This window comes from Stenotrophomonas sp. Steno-Z10-HUANG (genome assembly GCF_056393075.1).
The window spans coordinates 31,252-46,334 of the sequence record NZ_JBWJPA010000004.1 but is presented as its reverse complement, the minus strand read 5'-3'; the positions used below and the strand labels follow the sequence as shown (position 1 = coordinate 46,334).

Annotated in this window: 19 protein-coding genes; 16 read left to right on the top strand and 3 right to left on the bottom strand. The window is 70.6% G+C overall.

The window, feature by feature from the left end:
* Nucleotides 1-67: 67 nt before the first annotated feature.
* On the top strand, nt 68-952 hold the full coding sequence (locus tag AC06E6_RS07185) for an outer membrane protein assembly factor BamD (protein WP_104938251.1): 885 nt from the start codon (nt 68-70) through the stop codon (nt 950-952).
* A 313-nt stretch (nt 953-1,265) separates the two neighbouring features.
* Here AC06E6_RS07185 and AC06E6_RS07180 read toward each other — a convergent pair whose 3' ends face one another.
* From AC06E6_RS07180 to AC06E6_RS07170, 3 genes are read right to left on the bottom strand one after another with little or no spacing between them, the layout of a single operon-like run.
* Nucleotides 1,266-1,586: an EF-hand domain-containing protein gene (locus tag AC06E6_RS07180; protein WP_240211677.1), complete on the bottom strand. Its 321-nt coding sequence runs from the start codon at nt 1,584-1,586 to the stop codon at nt 1,266-1,268.
* On the bottom strand, nt 1,583-2,854 hold the full coding sequence (gene murA, locus AC06E6_RS07175; RefSeq protein ID WP_104938249.1) for a UDP-N-acetylglucosamine 1-carboxyvinyltransferase: 1,272 nt from the start codon (nt 2,852-2,854) through the stop codon (nt 1,583-1,585). The genes AC06E6_RS07180 and murA overlap by 4 nt, the downstream gene beginning before the upstream one ends.
* A 33-nt stretch (nt 2,855-2,887) precedes the next feature.
* The gene (locus tag AC06E6_RS07170) at nt 2,888-3,118 is read right to left on the bottom strand and encodes a BolA family protein (RefSeq protein ID WP_104938248.1); all 231 of its coding nucleotides are present in this window, start codon (nt 3,116-3,118) and stop codon (nt 2,888-2,890) included.
* 52 nt (nt 3,119-3,170) lie between these two features.
* Between AC06E6_RS07170 and AC06E6_RS07165 the strand changes: the two genes are divergently transcribed.
* From AC06E6_RS07165 to AC06E6_RS07095, 15 genes are all read left to right on the top strand, one after another.
* Nucleotides 3,171-4,172 (top strand): KpsF/GutQ family sugar-phosphate isomerase, encoded by a 1,002-nt coding sequence (locus AC06E6_RS07165; protein WP_161614732.1) that lies wholly within the window; start codon nt 3,171-3,173, stop codon nt 4,170-4,172.
* Nucleotides 4,173-4,236: 64 nt separating this feature from the next.
* Entirely contained in the window at nt 4,237-4,785 is a 549-nt protein-coding gene (locus tag AC06E6_RS07160) for a KdsC family phosphatase (RefSeq protein ID WP_240211678.1), read from the top strand.
* Nucleotides 4,782-5,357 carry an LPS export ABC transporter periplasmic protein LptC gene (gene lptC / locus AC06E6_RS07155; RefSeq protein WP_240211679.1) on the top strand — a complete coding sequence of 192 codons (576 nt, stop codon included), beginning with the start codon at nt 4,782-4,784 and terminating at the stop codon, nt 5,355-5,357. Before AC06E6_RS07160 ends, lptC begins: the two co-directional genes overlap by 4 nt.
* A complete protein-coding gene (gene lptA / locus AC06E6_RS07150) occupies nt 5,326-5,865 on the top strand; it encodes a lipopolysaccharide transport periplasmic protein LptA (RefSeq protein WP_202626436.1) in 540 nt (179 codons plus the stop codon). Before lptC ends, lptA begins: the two co-directional genes overlap by 32 nt.
* A complete protein-coding gene (gene lptB, locus AC06E6_RS07145; RefSeq protein WP_104938243.1) occupies nt 5,865-6,584 on the top strand; it encodes an LPS export ABC transporter ATP-binding protein in 720 nt (239 codons plus the stop codon). The genes lptA and lptB overlap by 1 nt, the downstream gene beginning before the upstream one ends.
* A gap of 42 nt (nt 6,585-6,626) precedes the next feature.
* Nucleotides 6,627-8,093 carry an RNA polymerase factor sigma-54 gene (locus AC06E6_RS07140; protein ID WP_478060733.1) on the top strand — a complete coding sequence of 489 codons (1,467 nt, stop codon included), beginning with the start codon at nt 6,627-6,629 and terminating at the stop codon, nt 8,091-8,093.
* A gap of 58 nt (nt 8,094-8,151) precedes the next feature.
* Nucleotides 8,152-8,466 carry a ribosome hibernation-promoting factor, HPF/YfiA family gene (gene hpf, locus AC06E6_RS07135; RefSeq protein ID WP_054663771.1) on the top strand — a complete coding sequence of 105 codons (315 nt, stop codon included), beginning with the start codon at nt 8,152-8,154 and terminating at the stop codon, nt 8,464-8,466.
* 24 nt (nt 8,467-8,490) lie between these two features.
* Nucleotides 8,491-8,943 (top strand): PTS sugar transporter subunit IIA, encoded by a 453-nt coding sequence (locus AC06E6_RS07130; RefSeq protein WP_104938241.1) that lies wholly within the window; start codon nt 8,491-8,493, stop codon nt 8,941-8,943.
* Entirely contained in the window at nt 8,940-9,890 is a 951-nt protein-coding gene (hprK, locus tag AC06E6_RS07125) for an HPr(Ser) kinase/phosphatase (RefSeq protein ID WP_161614735.1), read from the top strand. Before AC06E6_RS07130 ends, hprK begins: the two co-directional genes overlap by 4 nt.
* Complete coding sequence (gene rapZ / locus AC06E6_RS07120; protein WP_161614736.1) at nt 9,887-10,765, top strand: RNase adapter RapZ; 879 nt, start codon at nt 9,887-9,889, stop codon at nt 10,763-10,765. The genes hprK and rapZ overlap by 4 nt, the downstream gene beginning before the upstream one ends.
* 65 nt (nt 10,766-10,830) lie before the next feature.
* A complete protein-coding gene (locus AC06E6_RS07115; RefSeq protein ID WP_104938239.1) occupies nt 10,831-11,223 on the top strand; it encodes a PTS sugar transporter subunit IIA in 393 nt (130 codons plus the stop codon).
* Nucleotides 11,216-11,485, top strand: coding sequence for an HPr family phosphocarrier protein (locus tag AC06E6_RS07110; protein ID WP_054663755.1), 270 nt, complete (start codon nt 11,216-11,218; stop codon nt 11,483-11,485). Before AC06E6_RS07115 ends, AC06E6_RS07110 begins: the two co-directional genes overlap by 8 nt.
* Before the next feature lie 58 nt (nt 11,486-11,543).
* The gene (gene ptsP / locus AC06E6_RS07105) at nt 11,544-13,268 is read left to right on the top strand and encodes a phosphoenolpyruvate--protein phosphotransferase (protein WP_240211681.1); all 1,725 of its coding nucleotides are present in this window, start codon (nt 11,544-11,546) and stop codon (nt 13,266-13,268) included.
* A 128-nt stretch (nt 13,269-13,396) separates the two neighbouring features.
* Nucleotides 13,397-14,758 carry a magnesium transporter gene (gene mgtE, locus AC06E6_RS07100; protein ID WP_054663749.1) on the top strand — a complete coding sequence of 454 codons (1,362 nt, stop codon included), beginning with the start codon at nt 13,397-13,399 and terminating at the stop codon, nt 14,756-14,758.
* Between the two features lie 43 nt (nt 14,759-14,801).
* Complete coding sequence (locus tag AC06E6_RS07095; RefSeq protein ID WP_240211682.1) at nt 14,802-15,068, top strand: hypothetical protein; 267 nt, start codon at nt 14,802-14,804, stop codon at nt 15,066-15,068.
* Nucleotides 15,069-15,083: the final 15 nt, after the last annotated feature.

The window sequence follows — 15,083 nt, the reverse complement described above, 5'->3', positions numbered from 1 at the left end:
CAGTCGCAGGACAGGCCACTAGGCTATCATCGCCCCTTCGTATTCCTGCCGCGTCCCGCCCCGACCCATGATCCGACGCTCCCCGCTGCTGTCCGCTCCCGTCCGCATCACCGCCCTGCTGCTGGTCCTGGTCTTCGCCGCCACCGGCTGCCACCGCGGCGCCAAGGGCAAGAACGCCGACGAGGGCATGCCGGTCGAGAGGCTCTACGAGAAGAGCCACAAGCTGATGGAAGGCGGCAACTGGTCCGGTGCCGAGGCCAGCTTCCGGCGGCTGATCGCCCAGTACCCGTATGGCCCGTACACCGAGCAGGCGATGATCGAAAGCGCCTACGCCCAGTACAAGGCCGGCAAGAACGATGACGCGGTGTCCAGCATCGACCGCTTCATCCGCACCTACCCGACCCACCGCAACATCGCCTACCTGTACTACCTGCGCGGGCTGGCCAACGGCAACAGCGACACCGTGTTCCTGCGCCGGGTGTGGTCTCTGGACTCCAGCCGCCGCGACCTGTCCACGCCGCGCCAGGCCTACGCCGACTTCAACATCGTCACCGAGCGCTACCCCAACAGCCGCTACGCCGCCGACGCGCGCCAGCGCATGATCGAGCTGCGCGACGTGTTCGCCCAGCACGAGATGGACAACGCCCTGTACTACGCCCGCCGCGGCGCCTGGGTCTCGGCCGCCGGCCGCGCCACCTACCTGCTGGAAACCTACCCGCAGAGCGCCTTCCAGAACGACGCGGTGGCGCTGCTCGGCGAGTCCTACGTCCACCTGGGTAACAAGACCCTGGCCGACGACGCCCGGCGCGTGCTCGAGCTCAACGAGCCCAGCCACCCGTGGCTGCAGGGCGAATGGCCGAAGTACCCGTGGATCGCGCGCAAGCTCAACCCGTTCGCCGGCGAGAAATCCGCCGCCACCGGCCAGCGCAACGCGCGGATGAACCGCAAGTAATCCGCGCCGGCCACGGCCGGGTCGCACGTACGACGCCCCGCAAGGGGCGTTTTGCGTTCATGGGAAGGGCAAAGCCCCGCCCCGGCGGCCACGACAGTCCCGGGCGCACAGGCAGTCAGGGGCACGCCGGACACCGGCGCGGTGCCCGGTTGCAGGGTCGGGGAAGCGGCCGGGACAGCCCCGGCATCTGCGCCACGGGTGCCCGGGCGCGGCCGGCACGGGCTGCGGCGGGTGCCCCGCGCAGCGTTCGCGGGGCGGCGCCAGGCCTGGGCGGGCACGCCGCGTCGCGGCGCAGTGCGCCGCGACCGGGCGGTTACGGCTTGGCGGCGGCCGCGTCGTCGGCCTTGAACACGGTCCGGCAGTCGCGGCGGAATTCCTCGCCGGTGCGGCGCCAGGCGAAGCTGCGGCAGTGGCGGTTACCCTCCTGGGTATCGGCCACCTTCACCGCGTAGAACGCCTGGAAGAACTCGTCGCGGCTGACCTGGCCGTCGCCGTTCCAGTCCATCTGCTCCTTCTCCACGCCACGGGTGATGGCGATGCCGGCGTACCAGGCCCAGCCCAGCCAGCCCAGCGCCAGCAGCACCAGTACCAGCAGCGCGCGGCGGCGCGGAGTGAATCGGCCGCGCAGGATCATGACACGCGCCGGATGCGGGCACCGAGCGCACCGAGCTTTTCCTCGATGTTCTCGTAGCCGCGGTCCAGGTGGTAGATGCGGTCGATGGTGGTATCGCCATCGGCCACCAGCCCGGCCAGGATCAGGCTGGCCGACGCGCGCAGGTCGGTGGCCATCACCGGCGCCCCGCTGAGCCGTTCGACACCGCGGCAGATGGCGGTATGGCCCTCGACCTGGATGTCCGCGCCCAGGCGCAGCAGCTCGTTGACGTGCATGAAACGGTTTTCGAAGATCGTCTCGTTGACCACGCCCACGCCGTCGGCGATGCAGTTGAGCGCCATGAACTGCGCCTGCATGTCGGTCGGGAACGCCGGGTACGGCGCGGTGGTCAGGTTGACCGCCTTCGGCCGTCGGCCGTGCATGTCCAGGGTGATGGTGTCCTGCGTGGTCTCGATCGTCGCGCCGGCCTCGGCCAGCTTGGCCAGCACCGCGTCGAGCGTGTCCGGGCGGGCGTTGCGCATCACCACGCGGCCGCCGGTCATTGCCGCGGCGACCAGGAAGGTGCCGGTCTCGATGCGGTCCGGCAGCACCGCGTGGCGGCCGCCGGCCAGGCGCTCGACGCCCTCGATCACCAGCCGCGCGGTGCCCAGCCCCTCGATCTTCGCGCCCAGCGCGATCAGGCAGTGCGCCAGGTCGGTGACTTCCGGCTCCATCGCCGCGTTTTCCAGCACGGTGGTGCCTTCGGCCAGCACCGCGGCCATCAGCACGTTCTCGGTGCCGGTGACGCTGACCATGTCGAAGGTGAAGCGACCGCCCTTCAGGCGCTCCGCGCGCGCCTTGATGAAGCCGTTCTCCACGGTGATTTCCGCGCCCAGCGCCTGCAGGCCCTTGATGTGCTGGTCCACCGGGCGCGAGCCGATCGCGCAGCCGCCGGGCAACGACACTTCCGCCGCGCCGTACTTGGCCAGCAGCGGGCCGAGCACCAGGATCGAGGCGCGCATGGTCTTGACCAGCTCGTACGGCGCCACGTGCTGGTTGACGCTGCGCGGGTCGACCACGATCGCGCTGCCGCGCGACAGGGTGCCCTGGTCGATGGTGACCTTGGCGCCCAGTTCGCCGAGCAGCTTCACCGTGGTGATCACGTCGTGCAGGTGCGGCACGTTGGTGATCTCCACCGGCGCATCGGCCAGCAGGGTCGCGCAGAGGATCGGCAGGACGGCGTTCTTGGCGCCGGAGACATTGACTTCACCGTTCAGCGCATTGCCGCCGGTGACCACGATTTTCGCCATGTGTGTGAGGCCAGTAGGTTGGAGGGGGCCGGCTCAGCCGGCTTCGCCGGGGGTGACGGTTTTCAGGGCCAGCGCGTGGATCGCGCCGCCCATCAGCTCGCCCAGCGTCGCATAGACCATGCGGTGGCGGGCCAGCGGCAGCTTGCCGGCGAAGGCCTCGCAGACCACGGTGGCCTCGAAGTGCACGCCGTCCTCGCCACTCACCTGGGCGCGGGCGCCCGGCAGGCCGGCTTCGATCAGGTTCTGGATGGTCTCGGCGTCCAAGTCGCTTTCCTAATAAAATGAACGCCCATTCTACTCCCCGAGTGGCGCCCGCATGGCTGCTTCCCCCCTTTCGCCGGACTCGCTGCACGACGCCGACCTGATCGCCAGCGGCCGCCGCGTGTTCGAGATCGAACGCGCCGAACTGGAACGGGTCGGCGGCCGCATCGGCGACGCGTTCGCCGCCGCCTGCCGGCTGATCCTGGGCTCGCGCGGCCGCGTGGTGGCCACCGGCATGGGCAAATCCGGGCACATCGCGCGCAAGATCGCCGCCACCCTGGCCTCCACCGGCACCCCCGCGTTCTACGTGCACCCGGGCGAGGCCGGACATGGCGACCTGGGCATGATCACCGCCGACGACGTGGTGCTGGCGCTGTCCTACTCCGGCGAATCGGACGAGGTGCTGATGCTGCTGCCGGTGCTCAAGCGCCAGGGCAACCCGCTGATCGCCATGACCGGCCGCCCGCAGTCCAGCCTGGCCAGCGCCGCCGACATCCACCTGGACGTGAACGTGGACCACGAGGCCTGCCCGCTGGCGCTGGCGCCGACCTCCAGCACCACCACCTCGCTGGCCATGGGCGACGCCCTGGCCGTGGCCCTGCTGGACGCGCGCGGCTTCACCGCCGACGACTTCGCCCGCTCGCACCCGGCCGGCAGCCTCGGCCGGCGCCTGCTGCTGCACATCACCGACGTGATGCACGGCGGTGCCGACCTGCCCAGCGTGCGCGAGGACGCCAGCCTCAGCGAAGCGCTGGTGGAGATGAGCCGCAAGCGCCTGGGCATGACCGCCGTGGTCGACGCGCATGGCCGCCTGGTCGGGCTGTTCACCGACGGCGACCTGCGCCGCGCGCTGGACACCGACCTGGACGTGCGCACCGCCGGCATCGCCCAGGTGATGACCCGCGCGCCGCGCACCATCGGCGCCGACCAGCTGGCGGTGGAGGCAGCGCGCATGCTGGAGCAGTACCAGATCAACGGCCTGATCGTCGTCGACGGCGAAGGCCGCGCCGTCGGCGCCCTGAACATTCATGACCTGTTGCGGGCAAAAGTGGTTTAAAAGCCCGCACAATCACGCTTCCGGGCCCGATGGCCCGCCCCCGCCGCAACGGATCGCCCGCACCATGTCCTGGTCTCCCCTGGCCCACTTTCCCGCCGAGCTGCATGCCGTCGCCGCCACCATCCGGCTGGCGTGCTTCGACGTGGACGGGACCCTGACCGACGGGCGCCTGTACTACGACCACGCCGGCAACGAGAGCAAGGCGTTCTTCGTGCAGGACGGGCTGGGCCTGAAACTGCTGCAGAAGCACGGCATCCACCCGGTGCTGATCACCGCGCGCAACAGCCTGTCGGCGCAGCGCCGCGGCGCCGACCTGGGCATCGACACCCAGATCGCGGTCGGCGACAAGCTGGCCAGCGTGCGCGCGCTGTGCGAGCGCTTCGGCATCGGCCTGGCGCAAGTGGCGTTCATGGGCGACGACCTGCCGGACCTGGCCCCGCTGTGCGCGGTCGGGCTGGCGGTGGCGCCGGCCAACGCGCACCCGCTGATCGCCGGGCGCGTGCACTGGCAGACCCGCGCCGAGGGCGGCCGCGGCGCCGCGCGCGAGCTGTGCGACGTGCTGCTGGCGCTGCAGGGCCGGCTGGACGCGGTCGTGGCGGAGTACGCGCGATGAACTGGCGCATGCTCATCGGCACCGGCCTGCTGCTGGCGGCACTGGCCAGCGGCTGGTCGGCCTGGCGGCACCGCGCGACCCTGGCGCCGGCCGGCGCCTCGCAGGTCCGTGCCGATTACGTGCTGGGCGATTTCGAGATCGTCACCCTGGACAAGGACGGCAAGGAGGCAGCCACGCTGCGCGCGCCGTCCATGGAGCGCAATGCGTCCGACCAGACCTCGGTCATCGCGCGGCCGCTGTTCCTGCTGCCCGACGCCGAGGGCCGGCACTGGCAGCTGCGCGCCGACACCGGCTGGGTCAGCGCCAAGGGCGACGAACTGCGCCTGCGCGGCAACGTCGCCGGCGACAGCCCCGAGCAGGGCGGCACCCCGCCGACGACCTTCCGCACCACCGCGCTGGACGTGTTCCCCGAACGCAGCCTGGCCCGTACCGCCGAGCCCGTCACCATGGCCCGCCCGGGCCTGCGGCAGAGCGGCGTCGGCTTCGAGGCCGACCTGAAATCCCGGCAGTATTCCCTTCTTTCCCAGGTCAAGACCCGTTATGAACCCAATGCTGCCCGCCAGGCTCGCTAAGCTCGCGCCGGCCGTCCTGCTCGCCGCCACGCTCGTTCCCGGCGTGGCCACGGCCAGGGAATCGGACCGCAACCAGCCCATGGACATCGTCGCCGACAACAGCGGCGGCAACCTGGCCGGCGGCAACGGCAAGTACCGTTTCAGCGGCAACGTGGTCATCGTCCAGGGCACGCTGGAGATCCATGCCGACACCGCCGACGTGATCCAGAAGAACGGCGAGACCGAACGCGTCGTGCTTACCGGCAAGCAGGCCACGCTCAAGCAGCAGATGGACGACGGCACCTGGATGAACGCCCGCGCCGACAACATGGACTACAACGTCAACAGCGAGGTGATCGTGCTGACCGGCAATTACAAGGTCGACTCCGAGCGGGGCTCCAACGCCGGCCAGCGCATGGTCTACAACACCCGCAGCGGCGACATGCAGAGCGGCGGCGACGGCACCCGCGTGCGCACCGTGATCCAGCCCAGGAACAAGGCGCCGGCCGCGGCGGGAGAGAAGAAGTAATGCTCGTCGCCGAAGGCCTGCGCAAGCGCTACAAAAACCGCGAGGTCGTGCGCGAGTTCGGCCTGTCGCTGGATGCCGGCGAGGTGGTCGGCCTGCTCGGTCCCAACGGCGCCGGCAAGACCACCTGCTTCTACATGATCGTTGGCCTGGTCGAGAGCGACGCCGGCCGCATCGTGCTGGACGGCCGCGACATCACCGGCGAGCCGATGTACGCGCGCGCCAGGCTGGGGGTCGGCTACCTGCCGCAGGAGCCGTCGGTGTTCCGCAAGCTCAGCGTGGCCGACAACATCCGCCTGGTGCTGGAACTGCGCGAGGACCTGGACGCCGACGGCCGCGAACGCGAACTGTCGGCGCTGCTGGACGAACTGCAGATCAGCCACGTCGCCGACCAGGCCGGCGCCAGCCTGTCCGGCGGCGAACGCCGCCGCTGCGAGATCGCCCGCGCGCTGGCCGCCAAGCCGCGCCTGATCCTGCTCGACGAACCGTTCGCCGGCGTCGACCCGATCTCGGTCGGCGAGATCCAGCGCATCGTCACCCACCTCAAGCAGCGCGGCATCGGCGTGCTGATCACCGACCACAACGTCCGCGAGACCTTGGGAATCTGCGACCGCGCGTATATCCTCAACGAGGGCAGCGTGCTGGCGCAGGGCGCACCGGAAGCGCTGCTGTCCAACCCCGACGTCCGCCGTGTCTACCTTGGAGACAGCTTCACGCTCTGATCCAGCCGCGGCAGGCCGTTCCCCCTTCTGCCTGGAACCGGGATGAAAGCACGGCTGCAGACATCGCTGGGACAGCAGCTGGTCATGACGCCGCAGCTGCGCCAGGCCATCCGCCTGCTGCAGATGTCCAGCACCGAGCTGGAGCTGGAACTGGCCGGGGCGGTGGAGAGCAACCCGCTGCTGGAATGGGCCGACGAAGCCGCGCCCGGCGAGCCGGGCCCCGAACCGGGCCCCGAACCGGGCCCCGAACCGGGCCCCGAACCGGGCCCCGACCCGGGGGACGCCAGCGCCGCGGCCGATGCCGGCGACGGCCACGCCGACGCGGGCATGGACTGGCCCGGCGAGGGCGAGCAGTGGAGCGGCGGCCAGGGCGGCTCGTTCGATGACGACGACAGCGATGCCCGCGACTGTGTCGCCGGGGCCGACACCCTCGCCGACCACCTGCTGTGGCAGCTGCATCTGTCCCACCTGAGCGCACGCGACCGCGCCATCGGCGTCGCCCTGGTCGATGCGCTGGACGAGGACGGTTACCTGCGCGAACCGCTTCTGTCCATCGCCCAGACGCTGCGCCCGGACATCGCCGCCGGCGAGGACGAGATCCTCACCATGCTGCACCGGATCCAGCGCTTCGACCCGCCCGGCGTCGGCGCCCGTACCCTGGGCGAATGCCTGGGGCTGCAGCTCGACGCCCTGCCCGCCGCCACCCCGGGCCTGGACCTGGCCCGGCAGATCGCCGCGGGGCCGCTGGAACGCCTGCCGCGGGCCGGCATTCCCGGTATCGCCGCCGAACTGCGGCAACCGGCCGAGGCCGTCGAGCAGGCCGTGCAGCTGCTGCGCACGCTGGACCCGCGCCCGGGCCGGCAGCTGGGCGACGTGTCCGCGGACGCCTATGTGGTGCCCGACTGCGTGGTCTGGCGCCAGCGCGGCGTGTGGAAGGCCGCCCTCGCCGGCCATGCCGGCCCGCGGGTGGTGATCCACCGTGGCTACGAGCAGCTGATCCGCCGCTGCGGCGACGCCGACGCCAGTTACCTGCGCGGCCAGCTGCAGGAAGCGCGCTGGCTGCTCAAGGGCCTGGAGGCGCGCGGCGAGACCCTGCTGCGCGTGGTCAACAGCCTGCTGCGCCACCAGGCCGGGTTCCTGGAGTTCGGCGCGCAGGCGCTGCGGCCACTGACCCTGCGCGAGATCGCCGCGGAGCTGGAGCTGCACGAATCCACCATCTCCCGCGCCATCGCCGGCAAGCACGTGCGCACGCCGCGCGGCACCCTGCCGCTGCGCGCGTTCTTCGCCTCGGGCATCGACACCGACGGCGGCGGCGAGGCCTCCAGCACCGCCATCCAGTCGATGATCCGGCGCCTGATCGAGGCCGAAAACCCGCGCAAGCCGCTTTCTGACGCCAAGCTGGCCGACATGCTCAAGGGCAGCGGAATACCGGTGGCGCGCCGCACCGTGGCGAAGTATCGTGAAGCCATGAACATCTCCGCCTCCCACGAACGCGTACGCCTTGTCTGAAACGTTCGCGGCCGGCGGCAGGGTTCATTGGCAACCGAAGAACCACAGGAGGCATCCGATGCGTATCGAAACGTTTGGCAAAGACGTGGAAGTCACCCCCGCCCTGAAGGAGTACGTGGAGACCAAGCTGCAACGGCTGGGCAAGCACTTCGACCAGCACTGTGAAGTCAGGGTGACCCTGTCGCTGCAGAAGAACGAGCACCATGTCGATGCCAGCGCCAATCTCCCCGGCCAGACCCTGCACGCCGAGGCCGGCGGACAGACCATGTACGCGGCGATCGACGTGCTGGCCGACAAGCTCGACCGGCTGGTGATCAAGCACAAGGAAAAGCATCTGCCCCACGCCTCCCATGCACTGCGCGACAATGGCTGACATCCGTCACCGTCCGTTGCAGTCATGCCCCTGAATGACCTGATGGCGGCCGTGAGTACCCGGGTACTCGCGGCCGCCGACCGCGACAGCGCCCTGCGCGCCGCCGCCGGCCTGCTCGCCTGCCGCGAAGCCGGCGCCGAGAGCATCTTCCGCAGCCTGTGCGACCGCGAGAACGTCGGCAGTACCGCCATCGGCCACGGCATCGCCATCCCGCATGGCCGCTCCCCCACCCTGCAACACCCGCGCGGCGCCTTCCTGCGGCTGCTGCAACCCATCGATTTCGGCGGCGCCGAACCGGTCGACCTGGTGTTCGCCATGGCGGTGCCCGAGCACTACACCCACCAGCACCTGATGCTGCTGTCCGAGCTGGCGGAGATCTTCTCCGACGCCCACGTCCGCGACGCCCTGCGCGCGGCCAACGACGGCAGCGCGCTGAAGCAGATCCTCGACCATCCGCAGCGGATCCGTCCCTCATGAACACCCGCATCACCGCCCGCGAACTGTTCGACCAGCAGCGCGAGAAACTGGACCTGCGCTGGGCCGCGGGCCAGGCCGGCGGCAACCGCGAGCTGGATGCCGGCGACACCGTCGCGCGGCGCCCGTCGCTGGCCGGCTACCTCAACACCATCTACCCGAACAAGGTGCAGATCCTCGGCACCGAGGAGCTGGCCTGGCTGGACTCGCTGGATTCGCGCCAGCGCTGGGAAGTGATCGAGCGCATCATCCAGGCGCGGCCGCTGGCGCTGGTCATCACCAAGAGCCACGGCTGCCCGGAGGACCTGCGCGCGGCCGCCGACGAATCGCAGACCCCGCTGTGGGTGTCGCCGCGGCGCGGCCACGAACTGCTCAACCACCTGTCCTACCACCTGGCGCGCACGCTGGCGCCGCGGATCATCCTGCATGGCGTATTCATGGAGATCTACTCCATCGGCGTGCTGATCACCGGCGAGGCCGGCTCGGGCAAGAGCGAGCTGGCGCTGGAACTGCTCAGCCGCGGCCACCGGCTGGTGGCCGACGATGCCCCCGAGTTCACCCAGATCGCCCCGGACGTGCTCGACGGCACCTGCCCCGAGCTGCTGCAGGACCTGCTGGAGGTGCGCGGCCTGGGCGTGCTCAACGTGCGCCAGATGTTCGGTGACACATCTGTAAAGAAGAACAAGTACCTTCGGCTGATCGTGCACCTGACCAAACCGATGACCGAACCCGGCAGCTACGGCTACGAACGCCTGACCGGCGACTCCGGCAAGCGCCACGTGCTCGACCTGGACGTGCCGCTGATCACCCTGCCGGTGATGCCCGGGCGCAACCTGGCGGTGCTGACCGAGGCGGCCACGCGCCTGCACATCCTGCGCACCAAGGGCATCGACCCGGCGGCGATGTTCATCGCCCGCCACAGCAACCTGCTGGAGCAACGCATCCCATGAACGCCACGCCGGCCCCGGTGCTGGTCATCGTCAGCGGCCTGTCCGGTTCGGGCAAGTCGGTGGCGCTGAAGACCTTCGAGGACCTGGACTACTACTGTTCGGACAACATCCCGGTCAACCTGCTGCCGGAGTTCGTGCGTGGCGTGCTCGGCGAACGCACCGACGACCGGCCGCGGCGCCTGGCGCTGGGCATCGACGTGCGCGGCCGCAGCGACCTGAGCCAGCTCGCCAGCTGGCGGCAGCGGGCGCGCGACCACGACATCGATGCCACCCTGCTGTTCTTCGAGGCCGACGACGACACCCTGCTGGCGCGCTTCGCCGATACCCGGCGGCGGCATCCGCTGAGCCAGCTCGGCCTGTCCCTGCCCGAGGCGATCGTGCGCGAGCGCGAACTGACCGCGCCGCTGCGCCGCGAGGCCAACGCGGTGATCGACACCAGCCGGCTCAACGTGCACCAGCTGCGGCGCAAGCTGATCACCGAATACGCGCTCGGCCACGGCAGCGGCCTGTCGCTGCTGTTCGAGTCCTTCGCCTACAAGCGCGGGGTGCCGGCCGAGGCCGATTTCGTGTTCGACGCGCGGGTGCTGCCCAACCCGCACTGGGACCCGGAACTGCGCTCGCTGAGCGGCCGCGACCGTGAGGTCCGCGAGTACCTGGACGCGCAGCCGGAAGTCGTGCGCTACGCGGCCCAGCTCGAGGACCTGCTCGACACCTGGCTGCCCAGGCTGGGCAACGACACCCGCAGTTACGTGACCGTGGCCTTCGGTTGTACCGGCGGCAAGCACCGCTCGGTGTACCTGGCCGAGCGCCTGGCCCGGCATGCGCGCGCGCAGGGCTGGCCGGACGTGGCCACCTTCCACCGCGAACAGGACTGAATGGTGCGCGCAAAGCGCGATCCAGGCGCTATCGCGGACTGCATCCGACCTGTTAACGTTCAGTAATGACCTGCGGCATCCTTCTCGTGACCCATCCCGGCGTCGGCTCTTCCCTGCTGGAAGTGGCCACCCGCCTGCTGCGCCAGCTGCCACTCAATGCCGAGGCCTTCGAGGTTCCGTTCGACGCGGACCTGGACGCGCAGCTGCCACTGGCCTCGGCGGCCATGCGCCGGGTGGAAGGCGAGGACGGCGTGCTGGTGCTGACCGACCTGTACGGGGCCAGCCCCAGCAACCTGGCGGCGCGGCTGGCGCGGCTGGGCACGCCGGTGCGGCGGGTATCGGCACTGAGCCTGCCGATGCTGCTGCGGGTGATGAACTATCCGGAACAGGGACTGGACCAACTGCCCGCCACCGCCGCGGCGGGCGCCCGAAATGGAGCCATCATCGACGATGCTTGAACGCGAACTCACCGTATCCAACCGCCTGGGCCTGCATGCCCGCGCGACCGCCAAGCTGGTGCAGCTGCTGTCCGGCTTCCGCGCCAATGCCACGCTGGTGGCCAAGGGCCGCGAGGTCAACGCCAAGAGCATCATGGGCGTGATGCTGCTGGCCGCCGGCCAGGGCACGCCGGTCACGGTGCGGGTACAGGGCGAGGACGAGGCCGACGCCATGGCGGCGGTCGTGGATCTGTTCGAGCGCCGTTTCGACGAGGACAGCTGATGGCGGCGGCGGACGCGGCGGCGGTTCCTGCCCGCACCACGCCGGGAGGCGTGGCGGCATGACCGCGCTGCGCCTGCATGGCCATGGCGCATCGCGCGGCAGCGCGCTTGGCCGCGCCCGCGTGCGCCTGCCGCATGCGCAGGACGTCACCGAAAAGCGCATCCCCGCCAGCGCGGTCGACGCCGAACTGCAGCGCCTGCACCAGGCCATCGAGTCGGCCCGCGCCGAGATGCGCGAACTGCGCCAGCGCCTGCAGGGCGCGCTGCCGGCCGAGGTCGGCGAGTTCCTCGATCTGCACGCCATGCTGCTGGACGACCCGGAGCTGCTGCTGGCGCTGGACGAACGCATCCGCAGCCAGCGCTACAGCGCGGCCTATGCGCTGCGCCTGCAGCGCGACACCCTGGCGCAGGTGTTCGAGGGCATGGAGGACGACTACCTGCGCGCCCGCCTGGATGACCTGGACCACGTCATCGGCCGCATCAACGCCTTCCTGCACAAGCGCCCGGCCGGCATGAAGGGCCTGGCGGGCGAAATCCTGGTGTGCGAGAACGTCGCCCCCTCGGAGCTGGCGCAACTGCAGTCGCAGGGCGTGGTCGGCATCGTCACCAGTGCCGGCAGTCCGCTGTCGCACAGCGCCATCCTCGCCCGCAGCCTGCACCTGCCGCTGGTGGTCGGCGCCAGCGGCGTGCTGAACCGGATCAACGACGGCGACGTGCTGATCCTGGACGGCGGCAGCGGCGAGGTGGTGCTGGAGCCGGCCGCCGACGACCTGCGCCAGTACCGCCAGCGCCTGCGCGAACTGGCGCGCGAACAGCGCGAGCTCGGCCACCTGCGCTCCAAGCCCAGCCGCACCGTGGACGGGGTGGACATCACCCTGCTGGCCAACGCCGAATCGCGCGAGGACGTGGCCCACGCGCACGCCCTGGGCGCGCATGGGCTGGGCCTGTACCGCACCGAATTCCTGTTCCTGCAGCGCAACGGCCTGCCCGACGAGGAAGAACAGTTCCATCACTACCGCGACGCCGTACTCGGCATGAGCGGGCGGCCGGTGACCATCCGCATCCTCGACCTGGGCGCGGACAAGGCCGATCGCAGCGGGCTGGTGCTGGGCCGCGAGGACAACCCGGCGCTGGGCCTGCGCGGCATCCGCCTGCTGCTGGCGAATCCCAGGGTCGCCGACACCCAGCTGCGCGCGCTGCTGCGCGCCTCCGGCTACGGGCCGGTGCGCGTGCTGGTACCGATGGTCAGCACCCGCGAGGAAATCCTCGCGCTCAAGCGGCGCATGACCCGGCAGGCGGCGGCGCTGCGCGAGGAAGGCCACGTGCTGGCCGAGCACGTGCCGGTCGGCGCGATGATCGAGGTGCCGGCCGCGGCCATCGCCCTGCCGACCTTCATCGACCAGATCGATTTCCTGTCCGTCGGCACCAACGACCTGGTGCAGTACCTGTTGGCGGCCGACCGCAACAACGAAGCGGTGGGCGAGCTGTATTCGCCGCTGCATCCGGCGGTGCTGCAGCTGCTGGCACAGGTGATCGGCACCGCGCGCGCGCACGGCACGCCGCTGGCGGTGTGCGGCGAGATCGCCGGCGACCCGCGCATGACGCCGCTGCTGCTGGCCCTGGGCCTGACCGAGTTCAGCCTGCACCCGGCGACGCTGCTGGAAGTACGCCGGGCGATCCGCGACTGCAACCATGGCGAACTGCGCGCACGCGCCGGCAAGCTGCTGCAGGCGCGCGACCGCCGCGGCATCGAGCGCTGGCTCGCCGGCAGCTGCCCGCCCTGAGCGCCGGCGCCCGGGCACCACGCACCGGCGCGGAGGGTGTGCACCGAAACACCGGCGCGTGATAATGACGCGCCCGACACCTTCCCTGCCGCATCCTGCATCGCGGCCCTCCCGTTCCCGGAGTCCCGATGGCCGAAGCCGTACGCCACGACAAGACCGCGCGCCAGCTGCGCATGCTTTCCGACGCGCTGGACAGTGGCCGGCTGGGGCCGGTGCGGCGGCTGGTCAACACGCTGGCGCCGGCGGAGATCGGCAACCTGCTCGAATCGCTGCCGCCGGGCAAGCGCGAGGTGGTGTGGGGCCTGGTCGACCAGGAGGACGACGGCGAGGTACTGGTCCACGTCGGCGAGGAAGTGCGCGAAAGCCTGCTGGCCGACATGGACCCGGACGAGATCATCGCCGCGGTCGAAGACCTGGACATCGACGACCTGGCCGACCTGGTCGAGGACCTGCCCGACACGGTCATCGACGAAGTGCTCAAGTCGATGGACCGGGAGAACCGCGAGCGGCTGGAGCAGGTGCTGTCCTATCCGGAGGACACCGCCGGGCGCCTGATGAACCCGGACGTGGTCACCGTGCGCGCCGACGTCAACATCGACGTGGTGCTGCGCTACCTGCGCCTGCGCGGCGAACTGCCCGACCACACCGACTACCTGTACGTGGTCAGCCGCCGCCACCAGTACCTGGGCCGGGTGTCGCTGGCCTCGCTGGTCACCCACGAGGACAGCACCCCGATCAACCGCCTGGTCGACGACGAGCAGCCGGCGATCGACGTGGGCGAGAGCGCCGACGAGGTCGCGCGGCAATTCTCCGACCACGACTGGGTGTCGGCGCCGGTGGTGGACGACAACAACATCCTGATCGGGCGCATCACCATCGACGACGTGGTGGACATCATCCGCGCCCAGGCCGAGCACCAGGCGCTGGGCGCCGCCGGCCTGGACGAGGACGAGGACCTGTTCAGCCCGGTCTGGCGCGCCATGCGGCGGCGCCTGGTGTGGCTGTTCGTCAACCTGTGCACCGCATTCGTCGCCGCCAACGTGGTCGGCCAGTTCGAAGGCACCATCGACAAGCTGGTGGCGCTGGCCGTGCTGATGCCGATGGTCGCCGGCCTCGGCGGCAACGCCGGCACCCAGGTGCTGGCGCTGATGGTGCGCGGCCTGGCGCTGGGCCAGGTGGGCGCCTCCAACGTGAAGGCGCTGCTGTGGAAGGAACTGCGCGTGGCCCTGCTCAACGGCCTGCTGATGGGCGCGGTGCTGGGGTTGATCGTGCTGGTCTGGTTCCACAACCCCGGGCTGTCGCTGGTGATCTTCATCGCCCTGACCTGCAATCTGCTGCTGGCGGCGTCGGCCGGCGTGCTGATCCCGATGACGCTCAAGCGGCTGGGGTTCGACCCGGCGCTGGCCAGCGGCATCTTCCTGACCGCCATCACCGACTCGATGGGTTTCTTCACCTTCCTCGGACTGGCGACCCTGGTACTGCTGCGCTGAGCGGCGCGGCCACGCCCTCGCGCCCCTCACGCCCGACCGCCCCATGACCACCACCATTACCGACTACTACCAGCCCGGCTGGCGCGACCAGCCGCATACCTGCCCGGCCTGCGGATGGCAGGGCGGTTCCCGGCAGATGGAGCTGGAACTGCACGACGAGCAGAGCGAGTACGCCTGTCCGCAATGCGAGTTCCCGCTGCTGGTGGTGCTGCACCCGGACCTGGCGCAGGTCCAGGCCGCCGCCGCGGCCGGCAATGCCGAGGCCGGCGAACAGCTGGCCATCCTCGCCAGCGTGCCACGCCACCGATGATGCGCCGCACCGGGC

Bases quoted from the DNA above. Each gene is read 5' to 3' on its own strand.
- AC06E6_RS07185 (WP_104938251.1), top strand. From the start codon at position 68: ATGATCCGACGCTCCCCGCTGCTGTCCGCTCCCGTCCGCATCACCGCC.
- AC06E6_RS07180 (WP_240211677.1), bottom strand. From the start codon at position 1,586: ATGATCCTGCGCGGCCGATTCACTCCGCGCCGCCGCGCGCTGCTGGTA.
- murA (WP_104938249.1), bottom strand. From the start codon at position 2,854: ATGGCGAAAATCGTGGTCACCGGCGGCAATGCGCTGAACGGTGAAGTC.
- AC06E6_RS07165 (WP_161614732.1), top strand. From the start codon at position 3,171: ATGGCTGCTTCCCCCCTTTCGCCGGACTCGCTGCACGACGCCGACCTG.
- AC06E6_RS07160 (WP_240211678.1), top strand. From the start codon at position 4,237: ATGTCCTGGTCTCCCCTGGCCCACTTTCCCGCCGAGCTGCATGCCGTC.
- lptC (WP_240211679.1), top strand. From the start codon at position 4,782: ATGAACTGGCGCATGCTCATCGGCACCGGCCTGCTGCTGGCGGCACTG.
- lptA (WP_202626436.1), top strand. From the start codon at position 5,326: ATGAACCCAATGCTGCCCGCCAGGCTCGCTAAGCTCGCGCCGGCCGTC.
- lptB (WP_104938243.1), top strand. From the start codon at position 5,865: ATGCTCGTCGCCGAAGGCCTGCGCAAGCGCTACAAAAACCGCGAGGTC.
- AC06E6_RS07140 (WP_478060733.1), top strand. From the start codon at position 6,627: ATGAAAGCACGGCTGCAGACATCGCTGGGACAGCAGCTGGTCATGACG.
- hpf (WP_054663771.1), top strand. From the start codon at position 8,152: ATGCGTATCGAAACGTTTGGCAAAGACGTGGAAGTCACCCCCGCCCTG.
- AC06E6_RS07130 (WP_104938241.1), top strand. From the start codon at position 8,491: ATGCCCCTGAATGACCTGATGGCGGCCGTGAGTACCCGGGTACTCGCG.
- hprK (WP_161614735.1), top strand. From the start codon at position 8,940: ATGAACACCCGCATCACCGCCCGCGAACTGTTCGACCAGCAGCGCGAG.
- rapZ (WP_161614736.1), top strand. From the start codon at position 9,887: ATGAACGCCACGCCGGCCCCGGTGCTGGTCATCGTCAGCGGCCTGTCC.
- AC06E6_RS07115 (WP_104938239.1), top strand. From the start codon at position 10,831: ATGACCTGCGGCATCCTTCTCGTGACCCATCCCGGCGTCGGCTCTTCC.
- AC06E6_RS07110 (WP_054663755.1), top strand. From the start codon at position 11,216: ATGCTTGAACGCGAACTCACCGTATCCAACCGCCTGGGCCTGCATGCC.
- ptsP (WP_240211681.1), top strand. From the start codon at position 11,544: ATGACCGCGCTGCGCCTGCATGGCCATGGCGCATCGCGCGGCAGCGCG.
- mgtE (WP_054663749.1), top strand. From the start codon at position 13,397: ATGGCCGAAGCCGTACGCCACGACAAGACCGCGCGCCAGCTGCGCATG.
- AC06E6_RS07095 (WP_240211682.1), top strand. From the start codon at position 14,802: ATGACCACCACCATTACCGACTACTACCAGCCCGGCTGGCGCGACCAG.